The sequence below is a fragment of the Trichocoleus sp. FACHB-262 genome, assembly GCF_014696035.1.
Classification (GTDB): Bacteria; Cyanobacteriota; Cyanobacteriia; order FACHB-46; family FACHB-46; genus Trichocoleus.
In genome coordinates, this window is sequence record NZ_JACJPK010000029.1 from 1 (window position 1) to 21819 (window position 21819).

The following is a 21819-nucleotide window of genomic DNA, read 5'->3' on the forward strand; positions in this document are numbered from 1 at the left end:
CAACCACCACATTGTCCGGAACTTAACCCCATTGAACAAGTGTGGCAATATCTCAAGCGGCGATTGCGTTGGAGTCTTCCTGCCACCCTGGAGCAGTTGCGTCAGCAGTTGAAAGAACGACTGGAAGCACTCACTCCAGAAGGGGTGGCCTCGATTACAGGACGAGACTCGATTCTCTCAGCTCTATCTGTAGCCGGGTTTTAGAGAATTGGTATAACACGCGATCGCGAACAAATTCAAAGTTCAAAATAGATCTGACAATGCGTAGCTCGATAGTTAAATCTCAGTCAGTGACCAACTGATGGTCGCTCACCCGACCTTGAGCGTTAAGCCGGATTATCAACCATTCAGAGTCGATGCTCATCAGTCCTCGCTCTGGCCCCAGCCAGTAGACTAGATCATAGTCCTGGAAGTAATCTGTCGTGTCAGGCTGCCCCAGAAGAGCAATGACTTCAAAACGGCTCTTGCCTGCCAATGTATGCCGCTTAAGCAGATCATCAACCATGCACCCGCGCACAGCAGCGGGAGAGTGGGATTGTGAACGCTCTTGCCAGTCGGCGGACTCAAATCGTTTACTTTCGCAACGATCCAAGGGCAGCGGAAGCAATATTTGGCGCAGAGTCCGCAACCCAAAATATCCTGCCATGAGCAAGCATACAAAGATAAAACTGCTCACTAGTACTCGAGGGGTGGACAGTTTAACTGTTGGGATACGATTGACCATGTGAATCTAACATCAACAGGTATAAGTTTGAAAATAAGCTTCATCGTTGACCAGAAACGTGATCGCCGTTGACACGGGTTGATTTTCTACATATCCCACTGTACCGAATACCGTCTCTTGCCAAAATTGATCAAGTTCTAAAATTTCGCGAAAAGGTGCAGGAGGAAGATTAGAACTAATCGCATTGATGTCAGCGACAGTTTGTCTCATCTCCAAGTTATTCACACTGACACAGTTTAATTGCGAGTGATGTGTTGTCGGAAGCAGTTGGTCAGTAGCCATACCAGTCATCCTGGATAAGGAAACAAGTTCCTGTCGAGCAAAAACTTCATCGAGCTGAGGACTCAGAAACTCTGGTATCGAGTCTTCAGCAACTATCATCCACCAGGGTTGATTACGCTTTTTAGCATAATCAACAGCCACCTTTATTTTTGTTTCTAACTCAGCCTCGTCACGGACAGGTTTAGTCAGAAAGACAGCATTAATAAAGAAATTCTCTGTACCTCTCCAGGTGATGACTAATTCATTCGCTTCTAAAACTTTTCCTTGAGGACATACGCTGGCAAAGTAATTCCAAGCATTAATAAATTGTTGATTTGATGCAAAAGTCTCTGACGTTAACATGACTCATAGCTCCTTATCGCTAATTTACTTACTCCCTTCCCACTGAAAGATTGGGTAAGATTTTAAGGATTACAGCTAGCTTCTAGAAGATTTAAGTTACCCAATCTTATGCCGGGAAGGAGTAAGCTGAACCAGGTTTTCTTCAGTCAAAGTATGATTGATAGAAACAGCAGCGAGCGTCCCACTCGCGACTGCTACGGCGATTTGTGAATAAGGGCTAGACACATCGCCCACCGCATAGAGTCCAGGAATCGAGGTTTGCTTATTCTCATCCACTTGTACAATGTCATTGCTGCCAAATTTACAACCTAACTTTGCGGCTAGAGGGCTGTGCTGATACGATGGAGGGCGCAGCAATATACCGTGACGGGGCAGCACTTCATTGTTCGTAAAGACGATTCTTGTTAATTTGTCGTCTTGATATTCGAGTCGAGCAATTTTTTCTTCGCGCAGCTGAACTCCCCAGTTTGATAACTGCTGTCGTTGCTCATGCGTTAATTCGGCAGGACCATCTGAACAGAGCACTAAATCGCGGCTCCAGCTACTCAGCTTGAATGTCATTTCAAGTCCTACCTCACCTTTGCCATAAATTGCTAAAGGTTGATTCCGCACTTCCCAACCATGACAGTAAGGACAGTGGAAAATGCTGCTACCCCAGAGTTCTGCGAATCCCTCAATTGCCGGAAGTGAATCTTTCATACCCGTGGCTAACAGGAGTTTGCGACCGACAAACTGGCTGCCATCACTCAGGGTGACTTGAAAGCGATCGCCTATTTTTTGAGCATCGACCACTTCACCGACCTGAATTTTAACACCATCATAAGGATGCAATTGCTCTCGTCCAATTTGCAACAGTTCCGTAGGTGAAATTCCATCTCTAGAAAAGAAACCATGAGCATCCTGAGCCACTTGATTACGTGGCTTTCCAGCATCACAGACTAAGACCCGTTTGCAGGCTCGTCCGAGCATCAGGGCAGCAGTCAAACCGGCTGGGCCGCCACCGACGATGATGACATCAAAAACATCAGTCCGTGAGTTAACGTTCATAGCTTGTTCTAATGTTGTTGGCATTGAGTTGACAGTAAGAGAAAATTGAAACCTACCATCGAGTGGGTTAGGCGATCGCAACCGCAGGGAGCCAACGCTACAGGGGGCAATCAGCGTGGAACCGATTGTCATGGCATGGTTGGTTACGACGCCATGACAACATAGTTTCTAGCCTGAAATACCCCCCAGCATGGCGATCAATCCGCTGGCAGCAACTACTGTGATCGCGCCCCATTTGATAGGTGGGTTGCGATCGAGCCAATCCGTGAAGCTGGGGACGCTCAACTTGCCAAAGTCGCCCTCTACGGTGTCGTAACCAGAGATTGGGGCATATAGGTTGTCGGGCGCATCTGCCGATTTTGGCTCACCTGTCAGTTGAGCGGTAAAGCCAACCTGGAGAAATAAGCGATCGACAATCGACGGGGCAATGCGTTGCAGCATCTCTAAGATTCGCCCCATGTCACCCACAACAAAGTCACGAGTAGGGTGCTCAGCGGCATATAAAATGGCATCGGCAACGGTGCTGGGTTTGTTGTAAGGCGGTAATCCAGCAGGCGCGACTCCCATCTTCGTCCGAATTTTGTTGAAAATGGGGGTATTTGTGATGGCGGGCATCACATTAGTGACGCTGATCGGCTGTTTCTGGTACTGCAATTCAATTCTCATGGAATCTAAAAAGCCTGCTACGCCGTGCTTGGAAGCTGCATAGGGACTTTGTAATGGAAACGGAACTCTTGCTGCTAATGAGGAAACGTGAATGAGTGCGCCACCTCCCTCTTTTTTGAGGTGCGGTAGAGCCACCATTGCGCCATACGCCTGTCCATTCAGGTTGACATCAATGACTCTTCTAAATTCTTCCGGTGTGATTTGGTCAAACGGTGCAACGATGCTGGTTCCAGATAGATGTACCCAGGTATCCAGTCGTCCGTAAGTGGCAATGGTCTGATCGGCGATCGCTTTCACCTGTTCAAATTCGCTGACATCGGCAATGACGGCGATCGCGTCTCCACCCAACTGTTTGATCTCATCTACCAACGTTGCCAACCCAGACTCGCCACGAGCAGCAACAACAACCTTTGCCCCTTTTTTGGCAAACCGCAGAGCTGTCTCTCTGCCAATTCCACTAGAAGCGCCAACGATGGCGACTACTTGCTGACTGATCGGCTTTAATTTCATGGGTTCTACTCCTAAAATTGAATCTCTTTGAATACAGGTCCCACTGCTTGCGGTGAATCATTGCCAAGGCTTACACCGAGGTTCGTTTCTTTGAGAAAGATGTCTCACCGCAGCGTCCGACATCACTCCTTAAGGAACGATAAAAGGTCGTTGTTGAGTTGCTCTTTGTGCGTGTCGGTTAACCCGTGGGGTGCGTCTGGATAGATCTTCAGGGTGGAATGCTTCACCAGTTTGGCGGCGGCGATCGCAGCGGCACCGATTGGCACGATCTGGTCATCATCACCATGAATGATGAGTGTGGGGACATCAAACTTTTTGAGGTCTTCGGTGAAATCAGTTTCAGAAAAGGCTTTGATACTGTCGAAAGCGTTCTTGTGTCCCGCCTGCATTCCCTGCAACCAAAACCAGTCAATCATGCCCTGAGAAATCTTGGCACCTGGACGGTTGAAGCCGAAAAATGGGCCGCTAGCGAGATCTTTGTAGAGCTGCGATCGGTCAGCCAGAGAGCCAGCGCGAAGCCCGTCGAACACTTCGAACGGCAGTCCATCAGGATTATTCTCTGTCTTCAGCATCAGCGGCGGTACAGCCGAGATCAGTGCGGCTTTGGCAACTCGGGCTGTGCCGTAGCGACCGATATAGCGGGCAACTTCACCGCCACCTGTAGAGAAACCAATTAAGGTAGCTCCGCTCAGGTCTAGAGTTTCAATCAGCGTCGCGAGGTCATCAGCATAGGTATCCATTTCGTTTCCGTTCCAGGGTTGGCTCGATCGCCCATGTCCCCGACGATCATGAGCGATGGCCCGAAATCCGTGATCTGCTAGAAACAACATTTGAGCTTCCCAACTATCAGAATTCAGAGGCCACCCGTGGCTGAAGACAACGGGTTGTCCTACACCCCAATCTTTGTAGTAAATCTGTGTGCCATCTTGCGTTGTGATTGTGCTCATGGGATTTCTCCTGAATTGGTATGGGTTGGGTTTAAGGGAACAAAGGCACTGACTCGACATTCACCTCGTTGTTCTCATTCTTCAACAAACATTTCATTGAGACCACGCAAGTTCCTTGAGTTAAAGCTGCAACTTTTTACGGTATCTTTTGGCTAGGAAAGATAGGGAAGTGAGTTCTCCCCGATCTCCCTCACCTCCCTTATTACTTGGTGCGCTCGACTTTCCTTGAAAAGTCAGCCTCTAGATGGTTTGAGGCTCCTGATAGCGTACAGCCGTTCCACTCACGGCAACCATCAACATACTGCTTCCACCGCCGGAATCAATTGTTTCGTAGTCCAACGCGATCGCAATCACAGCGTTTGCACCTAAGGTTTTTGCTTGGTCAGTCAGCTCTTGCAGGGCAATCTCTTTAGCTTCTCTAAGAGATTTCTCATAACTCGCTGAGCGCCCACCTACCATGTCACGCATTCCTGCAAGAAAGTCTTTGAAAATATTTGCACCCAAGATAGTTTCGCTACTGACTATCCCGTAGTGGTCAACAATCTTTTTGCCTTCAATCGTACCTGCTGTAGTCAAAATCATTGTTTCAATCTCCTTAAAAAGCGATACTTTCAAAGTATGTTGGGGATGAGGGAGCCACCTTCACCGCATTGGCTTTTACCTCGTTGTTCTCATTCTTCAACAAACATTCCATTGAGACCACGCAAGTTCCTTGAGTTAAGCTGCAACTTATGGTGAAGCGTGGTTTTCTTCAGGAAAAAAGACCCTGATTCAGTAGCTTCTCTTAGCTTTAGTGGTTTCAAAGAATCATTGACCCGATATTGGCTGCGCTTCTGGCTGGTTCTGCCAGCCGTGATCGCGCAAATAAGCTTCAAAGTCGGTCTGTGCAGAAAAATCACGCTGCAACTGTGCTAAATCTGCTGCGTAGCCGACGTTCTCAAACCAGCGATACATGATAGTCAATTCCTCTCCAATTTGCTGCTCAAACGCTTCAAACGGAATTTGTTGGTATTGAACGGTTTTTCCTAAAACACGGCTGAACGCAGCAGCGATTTCTGGCATAGTCATGTCCACACTAGCAAGTTCAATTTCGCCGTTCATGAAGTCTGCGGGGCGATCGAATACATCAGCGACCATCTCCCCATAATCTTCTTCGGAAAGCTGCTGCAACTTCGTCTCAGGACTCAATGGCTGAAAGAGCGTTCCAGTCTCAACCATCGAGCGCATCATGTTGTAGTTGTAGAAGAAGAAAACGGGTCGCAGGATTGTGTAGGGCAACTCGCCCGCTCGGATGTATTCTTCGACTTGAAACTTGCTGTCGAAATGTGGAATACCCGTGTTGCGTTCGGCGCTACCCACCGAACTGTAGACGAAGTGCTGAATACCCGCCGATGAAGCTGCGTCTGCAACCGCTTTGCCCTGACGGATTTCGGTGTCTACTCCATCTTGAAAGATCTGTAGCGAAAAAACACCGTAGGCACCTTGCAAAGCGCGCTCAAGGGAAGCACGATCGTTGAGATCTCCGACTGCGAGTTCTGCGCCTGCTTGTTGGAGGGCTTGAGCAGCAGGCTTGTTGGGGTCACGCACCAAGGCACGAACCTTGAAATTGCCGCGTTGCAGAAGATGACGGGCGATCGCGCTTCCCTGATTGCCTGTAGCGCCGGTGACTAAGATAAGTCGTTCTGTGTTGGTTGACTGTGTCATAGAATTTCTCCTGAATCAGTATGGGTTGAGTCCAAGGTGAAGGTGCTGACTCGACATTTACCTTGTTGTCCTCATTCTTCAACAGACATCCCATTTAGACCACGCAAGTTCCCTGAGTTAAGCTGCAACTTATCGTGAAGCGTGGTATTCATCATCACCAGGCTGTAATGCTCCAGTCTCTCCGGTGGAAAATCGCTTTAATTTGTCGTTTGATTAGCGGATATTGAGTGGTGCAATTGGGTAAAGTTTTACCAACTAAGCTTTTGCCTCGATTTTCAATTACCACTGGGATATCTCGAATATGTTTTTTAGGTTTGCTATAGCTGTTATTACCTCAGTGTTGATTATTGCAACCTCAATTATCTTTCCGGGAATTACCGCAGAGAAAACGGTAAAACCTCAAGTGCCGGGTATCTATCAATTCGAGTTAGGCGATTTCACAATTACCGCTCTCAGCGACGGCACAGTGCCACTGGATCTGCATCCCATCCTGACCAATACGAACCAGGCAGAAATCGATCGCCTCCTGCATCAAAGCTTCCTTAAAAACCCTGTTGAAGCCTCGATCAATGTATTTCTCATCGATACTGGAGACAAGCAGATGTTAGTAGACACAGGTTCAGGGGAATTGTTTGGGGAACTAGGCGGCAAGCTACCCAGGTCGTTGCAGGCAGCAGGCTATACAGCCAATGAGATCGATATTGTTCTCATTACTCATATCCATACCGATCACAGCGGTGGTTTAGTTGTAGGGGATCAACCCATGTTTCCGGCTGCTACGGTCTATGTCGGCAAACCCGATATTGATTTTTGGCTTAACCCTGCTAATGCAAAGCGATCGCCAGACTATCAAAGATATTTCAACGAAGCCGTTAAGACAATTAAACCCTATCTGGATAGGGGCAAGCTGAAGTCGTTTTCCGGCGAGACGGTGATTGTACCTGGGATTACCGCACGCCCCACACCCGGACATACACCTGGACACAGTTTCTTCTTGGTGGAAAGCCAAGGCGAGAGCATCGAGTTTTGGGGCGATATTGTGCACGTCGCCTCGGTTCAATTTCCGAAGCCCGAAATCACGATCGATTTTGACGTTGATCCGAATGCCGCAGCAGCGCAACGGGCCAAACAATTTGCCGATGCAGAAAGAACCCGTCGTCTCGTCGCAGCCGCTCATGTCTCTTTCCCAGGAATCGGTCATATTCGTGCAGACAATCAGGGCTATGATTGGGTGCCTGTGGACTATCGCTGGCGTGAATGATGAGGTTGTTTCCGTCCGTACACCCAAGCAGCACCCAACGAAGTTTAGGGCTTTTAGCGATTCTCTAGCAGGAGTGATAGAAGAGGGATAACTGGGGAATCATACCTGAACTGGGTCATCCGGCTAAATATGGAAATGCGATCGCCTACTATCAAGCGATCGCATTTCCATATTAAGGTATCTAAGCAAAGGATACTCAGATCAGAGCTGACAATAATACTCTAACTAAGGCACTTTGAGGCCCATGATGATCCCCCAGGTTATGGGACCAACGACTCCTTGAATATTGGAAAGGCGTTCTCCGTCACCATTCTTCTGTAACTGAATCACAGCAGCTTTGGTTTTGGGGCCAAAAATACCATCAGCCAACCCCAAACTGAATTTTTTTGTTAACAGCGCTTGCTGCATCCGTTGCACAGCAGTGCTGCTATCCCCTTCTCGCAAGAAAACTCCAGGCTGATTTTCTGGCCAAGTATATCCCATTGCAGTCCAGGTTGCTGCTCCGACAATGCCATCAGCTACTAGATTTTTGGATTGCTGAAAGCGAATCACTGCTGCTCTAGTCACGGGGCCGAACTGAGCATCGGGTGCATTGGCAGTGAACTTGCGTATTTGCAGAATGTATTGTAAATCGGTAACTTCTGGCCCAATCGACCCTTGTTGCAAAATAGTGACAGGTTTCTGTTGAGTGGTAGTAGACATGGAAATTCTCCTTAAAGTTGTAGTTGTGAGTAGTTGACGAATCAATTGAATCAGCTGAGTTCTCTTACATGGGTTCGCATTGCAGTGCTTTTACATTGCGGAGGTAGTCGAGCTTAGGTGTATAGTTTTCTGGGCAGTAAACATAGACAATGTTTTCATAGTCGCTGATAACTAAGCGGTAAGCAGGTGGAACATCTCCTTGGCCTTCGCCAATTTGCTCAATCTGAGGAGCAATTTGAGAGGCAGATTGGGCTGAGACTGGAAGCTGGAAGAAAAGGGTGAAACTGAGAACGCTGAGAAAAGCGATAGAAAGCAGAACGGCTTGGACGATGCGATGGGAGTTAAATCTCATGGTTAGTTTCCTTGCTATAAATGTGGGAAGGCGCTGATTCGACATTTACCTTGTTGTCCTCATTCTTCAACAGACATCCCCTTTAGACCACGCAAGTTCCTTGAGTTAAGCTGCAACTTATGGTGAAGCGTGGTTTTCTTCAGGAAAAAAGGCACTGATTCAGTCGCGGTCTCTTATATTTAGTAGTTTCGAAGGGTCATCGATCCGACATCGGCCTTGCTTCTAGCTGGTTTTGCCAGCCTTGGTCGCGCAAATAAGATTCAAAGTTGGTCGGTGCATTCGCGGTTCATGAAGTCTGCGAGGCGATTGGCTCTATAAAGGTGTGGACTATCGCTGGCGTGAATGATGAGGTTGCGCCGCAAAAGGAATAAGACATGGAAGCGTTCAGATATTCCGCGAACACGCTATGTTAGCTGTTGGCAATCGTAACGGCTCGATTCACATGTGTATCCGTGGTCAACTGCTCTACAACGAACGCGGCCAGATCGGCGCGGGTTATCTGTCGACCCTTCTCTACACCTGCGAGCACACGCACGGAGCCGACAGCTGGCTGGTCATTCAACACGGCGGGGCGAACTAGCACATAGGGAACTCCTGCCTGTGCGATCGCCTGTTCCATAGCGGTCTTATCCGCTGTAGAGCCACGCAGGAATGTAGGCAGCAGCAATAGTCGGAACAGTAGTGTTGCCTGCGCCGTGCTGTCCCCTACACCCAGAGCCGAGATCGCGATGATCCGGCATGTGCCGTGCTGCTTTGCGGCCGCGACGATAGCGTGGGCAACCCGTTGTTCGATCTCCGTCTTCCGCCACGGCGTCTTGCCGCCGACTGTATCGATCACGGCGTCTTGGTCAGCTATCGCGTGGGACATCGTCGCTGGGTCGGTTGCATCCCCAGTGAAAACGCGAACGTTAGGCGGGGCGTTGTATTGAGCACTATCACGGATGAAGGCCGTCACAGTGTGGCCAGCAGCAACCGCCTGCTCCACCACCTGTCTTCCCGTCTTGCCCGCCGCTCCGATCACTAAGACATTCATCGTGGTACCTCTTTGGGTTGGATCACATTCAAAAGTTTTTACGGCACAGCCAGCTTCTCTACTCTGCGGTTGCCGCGTGCTCTATGACTCTAACAACGGCATCTGGATGAGAAACCATCACTACATGCGATGCGCCATTCACGACAACCGTTTCCTTCGATTTAGCACGCTCCGCCATGAAAGAGAGGGCTGCCTCCGGAATATTTAAGTCGCGATCGCCATAAATGAACCAGGACGGGGTGGACTTCCAGGCAGGGGTACCAGAGGCTTCGTTAAGAGCAGCTTCCGTAATGGGTCTTTGGGTGCTAGCCATCAGCTGTGCCGCTGCGACAGGTACATCCGCAGCAAACTGGGCGTGGAACTTGTCTTGCTGGATATAAAGATCTTGACCCCCATTAGGTATTGCAACAGGTGGCGCGAGTGCTGGCCCGAGAGTGCTGCCAGGATAACGTCCTGAGAGTTCGACGGCAGTCTCACCTATATCCGGAGCGAAAGCCGCAACATAGACGAGTGCCTTCACGTTCTCATTGTCATTGACCGCGTTAGTGATCACTGCACCTCCATAGGAGTGTCCGACTAACACCGTAGGACCCTCAATGCTCTTGAGGACGCTGGCAACATAGTTCGCGTCGCTTTTCACTCCACGTAGAGGGTTGGCTACGGCAACTGTCGGGTAACCTTTCTCATGCAGTTTGGTCAATACGCCATTCCAACTAGAAGACTCAGCGAACGCGCCGTGAACAAGAACGATAGTAGGTTTGATGTCTTGTGCGTTTGTAGCGTTCATGACAGTTCCTAGCGAAGTGATTAGAGTGGTTCCTAAAAAGAGTGCGGCGATCGAAAACAAGCGGGTACTGCTTCTAAGAGCGGACAGGTTCACGTCTTGGTCTCCTTTGTGTTCATGACTCGACGGTTACTTCGTTGTTCTCATTCTTCAACAGACATCCCATTTAGACCACGCAAGATCCTTGAGTTAAGCTGCAACTTATCGTGAAGCGTGCTATTCTTCAGCCCCACCAGAACGGTCTACTGACATTGACCCTATTTTTCAAACGGTCGATGGCTTGAGAACACACGCTTCAATCAGTCTCAGCACCTCCATCTCCGTGTTGTGGCTCGCGAACTCCAGCGCCAGCTCCTTTGCTCGCTCACGATATACAGGGTTGTCGAGAACTTCTCTCGCCGCTGCACGTAAGTCCTCTGCCGTTGCCTGACTGGTTCTCAGGTCGATTCCGACACCAGCCCACTGTATATGCGCCGACACCTCCCCCTTGTCCTCCGTCATCCCTGCCGAGACTATCGGAATCCCATGCGCGATCGCCAGATTTACCGTGCCATAGCCTCCGTTCGTAAGCAGCAGATCCACACTCGGCAGAATCAATTCGTAAGGCAGAAACGAGGCCACACGAGCATTTGCCGGAATCTCGGTAAGAATCGACTCGATCGGTTGTCCTCCCGTGGTTGCCAGAACGATCACATCCTCTTCCTTGGCCAGTCCAATCAACGCTGGACCAATGAGTTGCTCGAGGTTTCGGTTCGCGAGCGTTCCCTGAGTCACAAGAACCAGGCGCTTTGTCCGATCGAGTTCATGCCACCACGTTGGCAGCGCTGGCTGTCCTGGGGACATCGGTAGAAGACCGATATAGTGCACAGGCGATGAGGAGGACGAATCATCCGAATACTGGAAACTCTCGATTCCCGGTTGCAGATAAAGATCAGGCAGCACAGACATGCTCTCTAGGGGGGAACATGGTAGCGGACCGTAGCCAAGTTCGGCTAGGGCCTTATCTACTCCAGCCTTGGCTGGCTTATGAAACACACGCTCTCGTCTCTCACGTTCTGCAAGCTGCTCTTTTTCCGACATGCCCGGTTGTGGTGGACTGTTCTTCGTACTGAACAGATTCAGCACGCTGATGCCCAGATGCACAATTGCGGGACGTTCCTCGCGTGCTCCCAGAAGCATCGGCAGCGTACCGAAGAACATCGCATCTGCCAGAATGACATCCGCAGGAAAGTCTTGCAGAGCTTGATTGAGTCCTGCTGTCTGCCCGCCGATCTTTTTTGCAAAGAAATATTCGAGGTCGAAAGCTGACAGCTCCAAGCCTGGATTCTTCGCCTGCCTCAGCTCCAAGTAGCGAGGCATCGCATCGGTGAAACTGTTGGTTGCCGGAGGCTCCGGAGTAAACGGCACCCCTGCTGCCTCCACCACCGACCTCAAATCAGGTGCCGTCTGTACAACTACCTCGTGATTGTGTTTTATCAGAATGTTGGCGACTGCTAGCAGTGGATTCAAATGGCCTAGGGCGGCTGTTGATGCAATTAATACTTTCATTGGAAATCCTTTAGTGTGGTTCGGCCACATCTTCAAGTGTTTGCTTTACTCATGGATTCTCGCAAGACAGGTTTCCGGATTTGGGCCTAAATACCACCCTATTTGTTTTCTTGGTAGTGTGATTGGTCGCCAAGGTAGTTAACCTAGCTTTCAATCATGTCTTCATTCTTCAACAGACATTTCATTTAGCCCATGCAAGTTCCTGCAGTTAAGCTGCAACTTATGGTGAAGTGTGGTAGTTTTGCAGACTTTTAACCTCGTATTGACATATATCCGCAACGGATATAGCATGAGGTATGGACAAAAAAAATACAACCAATAAACCCCTTACTCCAGCAGTGTTTCATATCCTTCTCGCGCTCTCCACACAAGAGCGCCATGGCTATGAAATCATGAAGCAGGTCGAGTCGGATTCACAGGGAAAGGTAAAGATGGGGCCTGGAACGCTCTACGGCTCGATTGGACGCATGATCGAGGCGGAATTGATATGTGAGAGCGACAAAAAAATAGATCCCAAAATGGACGACGAGCGGCGGATCTACTACAAAATCACCGCGCTCGGCAAAAAAGCACTCACTGCAGAATTGGAACGATACCGCGAAGTTCTGATGGTTGCTCAACAAAAACAGATCTTTCCAAATACCTCTGTGTATGACGTATGAACGAACGCTTAATACGACGATACCGGAACTGGTATGCAAAACTGCTTTGTCTCTACTCGAAGCCTTATTATGAGCGCTTCGGTGAGGAAATGAAGCAAACTTTCACGGATCTTCTCCGAGAGCGTGCCCAGGAAAGAAGAGGATTATTTAGTTATGCTCTTTGGCTGTTCATCGAAACATCCGCGGGAATTATGAGAGAGAACATAACATCTATCATTAGGCAAAACAAAAACATTATTTACCTTGCACTCGGGACAGCATTCATATTGCTGATACCTTTGATAGCGATGCTGTTTACCAATCAAGTAGTTTGGGATCTGACCGATTTCATTGTTGCTGGTACCCTCATCTTTGGTACGGGTCTTGCCTATGAACTGGTAGCGAGGAAGGGGGGCACGATGGCATACCGAGTAGCCGTTGGCATCGCACTCGCGGCAGCGTTCCTCCTCGTCTGGATGAACCTTGCCGTTGGTATCATCGGGTCTGAGGACAACCCCGTCAACCTGATGTATTTCGGAGTGGTTGCCATTGGAATCCTCGGTGCCACCATCGCGCGTTTACGGCCACGGGGAATGGCACGTACGTTGTTTGCAACAGCACTCGCTCAGGCATTGGTTCCTGCGATCGCACTGATGGTCAAGAAACCACAGGTGACATCGGTAGAAGCATCCATGGGTGTGTTGGGTGTATTAGGGTTGAATGCGTTTTTCGTCATGATGTTTATCGGATCTGCTTTGCTGTTTCGGCGCTCCAGAGTCAGGCTATGAACTGGAGCTGATTCTATGCAATGCCCCAGGTGTATTTCAGTCCCCAGCCATTTCCAGGTAGCGATAATGAATCCAACCTGGACGAGCAGCAAGCTTTACCCATTCGCCCGAACACTCGGTTACTCTGACGTTGACATCATGTTGGTAAGGGATGACACCAATTCTTCGAGCATTGAAATCAGGGCCAGAGCGGATGACGACTCCATTTGGGTCAGTTACCAACACTGTGCAAACAGGTTTAATACCTGGTCTTAGGCGACATAGTTGTTCGACTGGGCTTTGATCTTGAGTAGCTACGGCTGGCACAGTGGAGTTGGCTGCAATCAGTGTTAGAAAGGCTAAGGCAGTCAGTCGTTTGCTGAATTTAAGCATGATTTTCCTTAGTTTGGATGAGCAGCTTGCTAGTCTGAGATGAACTCTTTTGCAAGGGTGCGAGAAACTGAGCGATCGCCACGGAGACGGGCATCAAGATGGAAAAAATGAGTCAGGTTCAAGGTGAGCGAAGGTACTGACTCGACATTTACCTCGTTGTTCTCATTCTTCAACAGGTATTCCATTTAGACCACGCAAGATCCTTGAGTTAAGCTGCAACTTATGGTGAAGCGTAGTATTCAGGAAAAAGGACCTTGATTCAGTGGTTTGCAATTCCACAAGAGGATGCAGACCGTTATAAAAAAGATTTGCTTTGCTCTATTACTAGATAAGGGTATTAGTCAGCGGGATTGATGTCGAAGCGATCGCATAAATCCTGCCAATGTTGAGGCAAGGGCTCAGCGAAAAAACTTGAACACTGTCAAAAAAGTCCACAGCCAATCTGACGTAATTAGCTAGGTTCCTCTGAGACTTTAATGACCAGTTTTCCCTTCTTGTTGCCGTCGAAAAGTTTTAGGATTGCTTCCGGTGCATTTTCCAAGCCCTCGACAACCTCCAGAGCATATTTAATTTTTCCTTGACTGAGCCATTGTCCAAGGTCGCTGATCGCTTCAGACCATCGGGGAATGTAATCGAGGATAATAAACCCTTGCACACGAACACGCTTTGTCAGAATTTGGCTGTAATTATAAGGGCCGGGAACAGGCTCTGTTGCGTTATAAGCTGAGATCAAACCGCATAGAGGAATACGTGCGTGCAGATTAATTTTGGTCAGCACGGCATCAAGAATAGAGCCCCCAACATTATCGAAATAAACATCAATTCCATCGGGACAGGCTTGGGCGATCGCGCTTTCCAAGTCAACGGTTTTATAGTTAATCGCCGCATCAAACCCAAGTTCTTCAACCAGCCAGCGGCATTTCTCATCAGAGCCAGTTATGCCCACCACACGACAGCCTTTAATCTTGGCAATTTGCCCAACAATGGAACCAACTGCTCCTGCTGCTGCTGACACGACCACAGTTTCTCCAGCTTTTGCCTGTCCAACATCCAAAAGCCCAAAATAAGCTGTGCAACCCGTAAGGCCCAGGGGTCCCATAAATGCGGTGAGCGGGCAGGGCAAAGGGTCAGGTAGCCGCACGAGAGAAAAGCCACTGTTCCCCTCAGCGATCGCATAATCTTGCCAACCCAGCAGACCCGAAACCAAATCTCCCTGTTTAACGTTTTGATTCTTAGATTCTTCAACCACGCCGATAATAGCGCCGCGCATGACTTCCCCGATTTCAACGGGAGGCATATACTGCTCCATGTCACTCATCCAAATGCGATTGGTCGGGTCTAGCGAAAGATAGATGGTCCGTACCAAGATCTCACCTTCCTGAGGGCTGGGGATTGGTTCTTCCCGATACTCAAAATCGCTTTCCTTGATGTCACCAACAGGACGAGCTGCCAAGCGTAACTGCCGATTTATCCCTGTTTTCATAGCTTTATCCTTGAGTGGTCTATTCATAAGTACTTGCATAGCTTCAACTGTTTTTTTCAAAAACGGTAGCTCAACATTCGGAAGTACAACCCCTTTACTTTTCAATGAATGTCATAGATTAAATTCAATGCGAACGAAGGCACTGGCTCAACGTTTACCTCGTTGTTCTCATTCTTCATCAGACATTCCATTTAGCCCACGCAAGTTCCTTTAGTTAAAGCTGCAACTTATCGTCAAGCGTGGTATTCTCCAGGAGAAAAGAAAAGACCTTGATTCAGTGGTTTGCAATTCCACAAAAGGATGCAGCCCCTCATAAAAATAAAAAAGTAAAAAAGACTCGCTTTGCCCTTTAATCCGGCAATTTGCTTATGGATACCAATGCCAAGAAATCCAAGCGCAGTGGAGTTGCCTCTACACGAGCCAGAGGAGTCACTTTGTCGCCGCATGGATGGCAGCGATTTCAAGCAGTAAAACAGCAGGCAGAATCGGAGGAAACCTGGGGTAAGCGGCTCACACAGGAAGATCTCAACGAACGCACAGGGCTATCTCTCAATACCCTAGCCCGAATCCTTAATCGTGAACTTGGTGTCGATCGGCAGTCGCTAGAGATCCTTTTTCAGGCATTTGGGCTGGAACTTACAAAGGCTGATTATGCACCCCCTGTCGCAGCCTCTAAAACGTTAGAGTCGCAGCGAGAAGATCCGCAGCAAGACTGGGATAGTGCGGTTGATGCCTCAGTGTTCTATGGTCGTGAAACTGAGTTGGCGCAACTGTGGCAGTGGGTAGTAATTGAACGCTGTCGCGTCGTTGGGCTACTGGGGCTTGGTGGGATTGGCAAAAGTACGATTGCCGTCAAAGCAGCGCTACAAATGCGGTCTGAGTTTGAGATTGTGGTGTGGCGATCGCTTGCCAACGCGCCCTCATTCGAAGATCTCCTTACCAGCTTGCTGAAATTTCTGCTGCCGCTTCAAGGAGACGATCCTGTCATTCCTACAACGGTGGACGGAAAGTTGTCGAAGGTGATGGAATCTCTGCGATCGCAGCGGTGTCTGTTGATTTTAGATAACGCTGAAACCATTTTGCACAGTGAGCAGGTGGGTCAGTGGAGATCGGGCTATGAAGCTTATGGACAGTTTTTGAGAACGCTGGGCGAAACGCCCCATCAAAGCTGTTGCTTGCTAACCAGTCGCGAAAAGCCACGGGAAATAGCGTTGATGGAAGGCGAACAGAGCGTAGTGCGATCGCTTTCTCTCAGTGGGCTCACGCCCGATGATGGACGCGCCATTTTTCAGCAAAAAGGAGCGTTTACAGGTTCACAAGCCGAGTGGCGAACTTTGATCAATCACTATGGCGGCAACCCTTTAGCGTTGAAATTAGTGGCATCTGCTACGCAGGATTTGTTTAATGGAAGTATTGCTGAGGTAGTCAACTATCTCGATCAGGGAACGTTTGTATTTGAGGATATTCGCAATCTCCTCGATCGCCAATTCAATCGCCTGTCGAGCGAAGAACAGAAAGTTCTCTACTGGTTCGCCATTCACCGGGAGCCAGTGGCGATCGCAGAGATTCGTGAAAACGTGATTAGTACAGCCTTACAACAAACCGTTCCCCAACAAGTAAATTCACTGCTCCGGCGATCGCTGCTCGAAAAAACAGAGGGATTATTTTTCTTGCAGCCCGTGGTGTTGGAATATGTCACGGAACGGTTGATTCAACAGGTTTGTACAGAATTTGCAAACCGACAGCTTGATGTATGGCAAAGTCATTCATTAATGCGGGTGCAGGCGAAAGACTATATTCGAGAAATGCAACTGCGATTAATTTTGCAGCCTGTCATGGAATGGCTTTTATCGGCTTACCGAAATGTGTCAGAAGTTGAAAATAGAGCAAGGCTACTTCTCACGCAACAACGGTCAGAATATGGAGCAGGATATGCGGCGGGGAATTTGATCAATCTGCTGGTGCAGCTCAAAGTAGATTTGCAGGGTTCCGACTTTTCTGAACTCGTAGTGCGGCAAGCCGACCTGCGGCAGCTTAATTTAGTAGGGGTCAATTTTCAGAATTCTGATTTAGCAACATGCCTTTTTTCAGAAACCTTGGGGGTGCCAACCTCAGTTGATATTAGCCCAGATGGCCAAGTTTTTGCCGTCGGCGATATCAACGGTTTTGTGTATTTGTGGAATGTTGCATCTCATCAACTTATTGCGACGTTTGAAGGCCATCGCGGTGGAGTTTGGGCGGTTGCCTTTAGTCCCGATGGCACGACGCTGGCGAGTGGCGGTAATGATGCGACGGTACGGTTGTGGAATGTGCAAAGTGGTCAGTGTTTGTGGATTTCGCCAGGGCATACGAGTCGAATTTGGTCTTTAAGCTTTAGCGCTAATCGTCAATGGTTAGCCAGTGGTAGTGATGATCAAACCGCAAGAGTGTGGAATTTGCAGGGTGACTGCTTGCATGTTTTGAAAGGACACACCAAAAACGTTTATTCCGTTCACTTCTCACCCAACCATCCAACTTTAGCCAGCGGCAGTAAGGATACCTCGATTCGGATTTGGGATGTTGAGACTGGAAAATGCCTAAATGTGCTGCAAGGACACTCTTCCGGTATTCGCTGCGTGCGCTACAGTCCAGATGGTCAACGGTTGGCAAGTGGCGACCTCGATGGCTGCATTCAACTATGGATTCATCCGCTTAATTCTAAAACCCATTCATTTAATCCTGAATTATCGCTGCGGGGGCATACCAATTGGGTTCGGAACATTGTATTTAGTCCAAAGAGTGACACTTTAGACTGGGTTCGGAATATTGTATTTAGTCCAGAGAGTGACACTTTAGTAAGCAGCAGTGATGATGGCACCCTTCGGCTTTGGAATGTCCAAGACGGATACTGTACGAATATTCTGGGCGAGCAGACGGTATCCGCTCTAGCGCTTGCCATCAGTGCCGATGGTCAGGTCTTGATCAGCGCCAACCAGGATCGAACCGTGCGGCTGTGGCAGATGCCGAGTGGGCAAAGCCTCAAAACGTTAAGCGGTTATACCTATGGAGAACACGCCTTAATTTTTAGTCCTGTCACAGTTACGGCAGCTCAAAATCAATATGATTCTGCCTCAGCGGGAACTGGATCGCCGAATCGACTGCTTGCCAGTAGTAGTAGTCAAACGGGAACGATTCACTTATGGCAATGGCAGGTTGATAGAGAACTACTAAGTTCGCCTCCCTATAAAACCCTATACAGAGAAAACAGCCTAATTTCAAATTTGAGCTTTAGCCTGGATGGTCAAACCATCGCTACCAACGGGGAAGATGGCTCCATTTTTGTATGGGATGTACAAACAGGACGGGTCGATCGCTGGATTGCTCATGATGCTCCTGTGTTAGCGGTGCTGTTTAACCCCGTTGGGCAAACCCTGGCAAGCAGCAGTCGTGACCGAACAGTGCGTCTGTGGGATGTGCAAACTCACCAGTGCTTACACGTGCTACAGGGTCATCAGAGCAGCATGCGGGCGATCGCCTTTGATCCCCAAGGCCGAACTCTGGCAAGTGGCAGCTATGACCAAACGATTCGGCTATGGGACGCGCAGACCGGGGAGTGTCTGCGGGTGCTAGAAGGACACAAGGGCGGCGTTTACACACTAGCCTTTCATCCCACCGAGCCGATTCTAGCAAGCGGCAGCTTTGACCAAACGATTCGATTGTGGGATGTGCAAAGCGGAGCCTGTCTAAGGACATTACACGGGCATACCAGCATCGCGTTTACCCTTGCGATTAGCCCTGATGGTCAAACGATTGCCAGTGGCAGTGATGACCAAACCGTTCGCCTCTGGAATTTGAAGACGGGAGAATGCCTTCATGTGATGGGTGGACAAGCCAGTTGGATTGCATCGGTTGTCTTCAGCCCCGACGGTCAAATTCTATTAAGTGGGAGCTTCGATCGCACCATTAAACTGTGGGATGTCACGACAGGACGCTGTATCAAAACGGTGAAAGGCGATCGCCTCTATGAAGGCATGAATATTCAAGGCGCAACGGGGTTGACCAATGCTCAAAAAACAACATTAAGAGCACTAGGAGCCATTTCACGCTAGGTTCTCCCGTGCTTACAGCACATCTTGCAGAATAGCGATCGCCTTACCTCAGCGCTTACGTAGTGGATATTGAGTGGTGCAATTCGGAGAAGTTTTGCAAATTGAGCTCATGTCGCAACAGCTTACGCCATAAGCTATTTAGGAGAAAAGCCGTGAACGAAACAGTCTCTTGTTTTATTGAAGATGATGGCTCAACTCTGCCTGTAGCGCCTTTTCCACCAAACGCTTGGTGAGTTGTTTGAGCAACCCTTGCTCTCCGAGAACGGCTTCGGGTCCGGAGTAATCTTACAGCAGTTCATCGAGCAGCTGGTCCACTTTGGCGGCAGAAGGATTGGATTCTTTCATGGACGGTTTCCTGTCATTGGATGTTATTTTGACCGCTTACACAAAAAACTGTACAGTCTCGATTAGAATTTTCCGGATTGCCAAAGAAGAGTTTTAGATGCGTTCACGGATGTATGAGACCGCGATTGGTTGTTTTTGTGTTTAACCCTCTTTCATCACTCTAGGCAGAGTAAGATCAGCATAGAGTCTCTTGCTTGAGGTGCTTGAGATGGTTGAACCTCGTCTCCCTCAATCCACAGTTCGTTTCGTCGATAACTACTGTCATGCCTACCGACATCTGTTTAGCGATGTCCGAAGTTTTGAAGCATTCACCTCGCTGCATCTTGGCTTGATAGCTTCCTCTACCTCGCAAGTCCTTACCTGCCATTGCCAAAGCTGTAGGCTTGCCGAATGACCAAGTGCTACATCATTTCCTAACCCACTCTCCTTGGCAGGTAGAAGCCGTGCGCTATCAACGTCTGTCTCTGATTCTCGAACAAATCCGGGGACAACCCATCGTTCTGGTTCTGGACGATACCGGAGACCGCAAAAAAGGAAAGACGACTGATTATGTGGACAGGCAGTACATTGGCAATGTGGGTAAAGTAGATAATGGCATGGTCTCGGTCAATGCCTATGGTGTGCTGGGCGATCTCACCTTTCCTTTGCTGTTCAAAGTGTTTAAGCCCCGACGTCGCCTCAAAGCCGAGGATGTTTACCAAACCAAGCTCCAACTGGCCGAGCAAATCATTCAAGAACTGCTAGCTTTTGGATTTCACTTTTCCTTAGTGCTGGCAGACAGTTTCTACGGAGAGAGCCATCCCTTCTTAGATGTGCTCGGCCAGTTAAAGTTACCGTGGATGATGGCGATTCGCTCGAATCATGGCGTGTGGATGCCTAAAGAAGCAGAGGTGAGCTACAGTGCTTGGCAAGCGTTCGAGCGAGTGTTTGCCAACGGTGAAACGGAAACCAGATACATCCAAGAAATCATCTTTGGTCGCCGCTTCGAGTGGCGATACTGGACACTGACCAACGACCTGACTTTATTGCCTGCTAACAGCACGTGGATGGTGATGAGCCACTTGTCTCCTGAACCAGACCAAGCCGAGTTCATTGGCAATCTCTATGGGCTGCGCACCTGGATAGAATATGGCTTCAAGCAGTGCAAAAACGAGTTGGGATGGGCAGACTACCGGCTCACACACTACGAGCAGATCGAACGATGGTGGGAGATAGTCTCAAGTGTCTATCTCATGGTCAGTTTGCAGTTTTATGGATTAGGCGCTCAACCGCCTGGAATCGTCGATGAGGGCCAACGCGATCTCTTGACTCGGTTGCAGCAACATCCTGATTGGCAAGAGGCGAAGGGATGGAGACGACGTTTCAACAACGTACAACTGCTGGTTCAACCCTTTGTCTTTTTCTGTCTCCTTCAACCTTGGATGAGGCTATTTGATGTCTCCATCTTAAAGCGTGGTTTTACCAAGCTGATCAGGATAGTCAATTCCTTTCCGGGTTGGTCGCCGTTGGCTCCTTCCACTCCTATCCAACATTTTTCTTCTGCCTAGAGTGATGAAAGAGGGATAGGAGAATTTATGAATTTGCTCAGTAACGCGATTGATGCGATCGAAGATGACAATCAAGGGCGCAGCTTTGCTGATATTAAAGCCAATCTCAATCAGATTGCCATTCATACAGCTACTATGGAAGATCGCCAGCAAGTTGTGATTCAGATTCAAGACAGTGGCGTGGGCATGTTTGATGAAGTCAAGCGCAAAATGTTTGACATTTGTTCACCACGAAGGCGGTCGGTCAAGGAACTGGATTAGGATTGGCGATCGCCCGTTCTATCGTAGTTGAGAGACATGCTGGAACCTTGACAGCTAACTCAACGCTTGGTCAGGGGACAGAGTTAGTCATTACCCTCCCGGTCTAAGCAGCCGTTGCAGCATCTTCTGGTTAAAATGCGGGACTCTACGCATCACGGCTCGTAATTCCTCAAACTAGTTGATTAATCCTGACTAGTAGTTCTGTCATTGCCAACGGTTTCGGCAGAAATGCTTTGATAGCGCTGCTTACTGGGTCAGGCAGCTGATTATTGGCAAGTAATCCTTCTTTTGTTACTACGGTGAGAGGAAACTGATCAGTTGCACTCAAGCCACTTTGAGTTCTGCCACTTCCAGCTCTGAGCTTGGCAACAGGCGAAAGGTATCCATCCAAT

23 protein-coding genes and 2 pseudogenes are annotated in these 21819 nt (G+C 48.9%); 8 read left to right on the forward strand and 17 right to left on the reverse strand.

The genetic code is table 11. The features are described 5' to 3' along the window. On the forward strand, window positions 1-204 hold a 204-nt coding region (locus tag H6F68_RS05760), incomplete at its 5' end, for a transposase (RefSeq protein WP_190557217.1). A 79-nt stretch (window positions 205-283) separates the two neighbouring features. Here H6F68_RS05760 and H6F68_RS05765 read toward each other — a convergent pair. The 7 genes from H6F68_RS05765 to H6F68_RS05795 all read right to left on the reverse strand — a co-directional run bounded on the left by H6F68_RS05765 (window position 284) and on the right by H6F68_RS05795 (window position 6222). Beyond that, entirely contained in the window at window positions 284-505 is a 222-nt protein-coding gene (locus tag H6F68_RS05765) for a hypothetical protein (RefSeq protein ID WP_190557219.1), read from the reverse strand. Between the two features lie 231 nt (window positions 506-736). Continuing rightward, window positions 737-1348, reverse strand: a complete 612-nt coding sequence (locus H6F68_RS05770) for a hypothetical protein (RefSeq protein WP_190557221.1) — start codon at window positions 1346-1348, stop codon at window positions 737-739. A gap of 96 nt (window positions 1349-1444) precedes the next feature. Next, window positions 1445-2395, reverse strand: a complete 951-nt coding sequence (locus H6F68_RS05775) for an NAD(P)/FAD-dependent oxidoreductase (RefSeq protein ID WP_190557223.1) — start codon at window positions 2393-2395, stop codon at window positions 1445-1447. Between the two features lie 168 nt (window positions 2396-2563). Then, window positions 2564-3571 carry an SDR family oxidoreductase gene (locus H6F68_RS05780; protein WP_190557224.1) on the reverse strand — a complete coding sequence of 336 codons (1008 nt, stop codon included), beginning with the start codon at window positions 3569-3571 and terminating at the stop codon, window positions 2564-2566. A 122-nt stretch (window positions 3572-3693) separates the two neighbouring features. Next, window positions 3694-4518: an alpha/beta fold hydrolase gene (locus tag H6F68_RS05785; RefSeq protein WP_190557227.1), complete on the reverse strand. Its 825-nt coding sequence runs from the start codon at window positions 4516-4518 to the stop codon at window positions 3694-3696. 240 nt (window positions 4519-4758) lie between these two features. After that, entirely contained in the window at window positions 4759-5100 is a 342-nt protein-coding gene (locus H6F68_RS05790; protein ID WP_190557229.1) for a heavy metal-binding domain-containing protein, read from the reverse strand. 225 nt (window positions 5101-5325) lie between these two features. Beyond that, window positions 5326-6222, reverse strand: coding sequence for an NmrA/HSCARG family protein (locus H6F68_RS05795; RefSeq protein ID WP_190557231.1), 897 nt, complete (start codon window positions 6220-6222; stop codon window positions 5326-5328). A gap of 337 nt (window positions 6223-6559) precedes the next feature. On the opposite strand from H6F68_RS05795, the gene H6F68_RS05800 reads away from it, so the two are divergent. After that, entirely contained in the window at window positions 6560-7483 is a 924-nt protein-coding gene (locus H6F68_RS05800) for an MBL fold metallo-hydrolase (RefSeq protein WP_199299930.1), read from the forward strand. Window positions 7484-7708: 225 nt separating this feature from the next. Here the strand turns inward: H6F68_RS05800 and H6F68_RS05805 are convergent, their stop codons facing one another. The 5 genes from H6F68_RS05805 to H6F68_RS05825 all read right to left on the reverse strand — a co-directional run bounded on the left by H6F68_RS05805 (window position 7709) and on the right by H6F68_RS05825 (window position 11902). After that, window positions 7709-8185, reverse strand: coding sequence for a peptidoglycan-binding protein (locus tag H6F68_RS05805; RefSeq protein ID WP_190557236.1), 477 nt, complete (start codon window positions 8183-8185; stop codon window positions 7709-7711). 64 nt (window positions 8186-8249) lie between these two features. Next, the gene (locus H6F68_RS05810) at window positions 8250-8537 is read right to left on the reverse strand and encodes a hypothetical protein (protein ID WP_190557238.1); all 288 of its coding nucleotides are present in this window, start codon (window positions 8535-8537) and stop codon (window positions 8250-8252) included. Between the two features lie 409 nt (window positions 8538-8946). Beyond that, window positions 8947-9570, reverse strand: a complete 624-nt coding sequence (locus H6F68_RS05815) for an NAD(P)-dependent oxidoreductase (RefSeq protein WP_190557240.1) — start codon at window positions 9568-9570, stop codon at window positions 8947-8949. Window positions 9571-9628: 58 nt separating this feature from the next. Further along, on the reverse strand, window positions 9629-10357 hold the full coding sequence (locus tag H6F68_RS05820) for an alpha/beta fold hydrolase (protein ID WP_199299931.1): 729 nt from the start codon (window positions 10355-10357) through the stop codon (window positions 9629-9631). 261 nt (window positions 10358-10618) lie between these two features. Further along, window positions 10619-11902 carry a glycosyltransferase gene (locus tag H6F68_RS05825; RefSeq protein ID WP_190557244.1) on the reverse strand — a complete coding sequence of 428 codons (1284 nt, stop codon included), beginning with the start codon at window positions 11900-11902 and terminating at the stop codon, window positions 10619-10621. Between the two features lie 296 nt (window positions 11903-12198). Here H6F68_RS05825 and H6F68_RS05830 point away from each other — a divergent pair, with 296 nt between their 5' ends. Continuing rightward, window positions 12199-12564 (forward strand): PadR family transcriptional regulator, encoded by a 366-nt coding sequence (locus H6F68_RS05830; RefSeq protein WP_190557246.1) that lies wholly within the window; start codon window positions 12199-12201, stop codon window positions 12562-12564. After that, window positions 12561-13331, forward strand: a complete 771-nt coding sequence (locus H6F68_RS05835; protein WP_199299932.1) for a hypothetical protein — start codon at window positions 12561-12563, stop codon at window positions 13329-13331. The genes H6F68_RS05830 and H6F68_RS05835 overlap by 4 nt, the downstream gene beginning before the upstream one ends. Before the next feature lie 36 nt (window positions 13332-13367). Here the strand turns inward: H6F68_RS05835 and H6F68_RS05840 are convergent, their stop codons facing one another. The 3 genes from H6F68_RS05840 to H6F68_RS05850 form a co-directional block, all read right to left on the reverse strand. Next, the gene (locus tag H6F68_RS05840) at window positions 13368-13703 is read right to left on the reverse strand and encodes an SH3 domain-containing protein (RefSeq protein ID WP_190557248.1); all 336 of its coding nucleotides are present in this window, start codon (window positions 13701-13703) and stop codon (window positions 13368-13370) included. 29 nt (window positions 13704-13732) lie between these two features. Next, window positions 13733-13888, reverse strand: a complete 156-nt coding sequence (locus tag H6F68_RS05845; protein WP_190557250.1) for a hypothetical protein — start codon at window positions 13886-13888, stop codon at window positions 13733-13735. A gap of 266 nt (window positions 13889-14154) precedes the next feature. Next, window positions 14155-15186: an NADP-dependent oxidoreductase gene (locus H6F68_RS05850; protein ID WP_190557252.1), complete on the reverse strand. Its 1032-nt coding sequence runs from the start codon at window positions 15184-15186 to the stop codon at window positions 14155-14157. Window positions 15187-15554: 368 nt separating this feature from the next. Between H6F68_RS05850 and H6F68_RS05855 the strand changes: the two genes are divergently transcribed. Next, entirely contained in the window at window positions 15555-19274 is a 3720-nt protein-coding gene (locus tag H6F68_RS05855) for an NB-ARC domain-containing protein (protein WP_190557254.1), read from the forward strand. Between the two features lie 180 nt (window positions 19275-19454). Here the strand turns inward: H6F68_RS05855 and H6F68_RS28915 are convergent. Next, a pseudogene (locus H6F68_RS28915) lies at window positions 19455-19619 on the reverse strand (IS256 family transposase); the annotation flags it as partial. A gap of 208 nt (window positions 19620-19827) precedes the next feature. On the opposite strand from H6F68_RS28915, the pseudogene H6F68_RS05860 reads away from it, so the two are divergent. From H6F68_RS05860 to H6F68_RS29760, 3 genes and pseudogenes are all read left to right on the forward strand, one after another. Further along, window positions 19828-21166, forward strand: a pseudogene (locus tag H6F68_RS05860) (IS701 family transposase). A 27-nt stretch (window positions 21167-21193) separates the two neighbouring features. Then, window positions 21194-21427, forward strand: coding sequence for a hypothetical protein (locus H6F68_RS05865; RefSeq protein WP_199299933.1), 234 nt, complete (start codon window positions 21194-21196; stop codon window positions 21425-21427). A 2-nt stretch (window positions 21428-21429) separates the two neighbouring features. Beyond that, window positions 21430-21534 (forward strand): hypothetical protein, encoded by a 105-nt coding sequence (locus H6F68_RS29760; protein ID WP_199299934.1) that lies wholly within the window; start codon window positions 21430-21432, stop codon window positions 21532-21534. A gap of 62 nt (window positions 21535-21596) precedes the next feature. Here H6F68_RS29760 and H6F68_RS28700 read toward each other — a convergent pair. Next, a partial coding sequence (locus H6F68_RS28700) for a hypothetical protein (protein WP_206755503.1) occupies window positions 21597-21819 on the reverse strand: 223 nt, incomplete at its 5' end.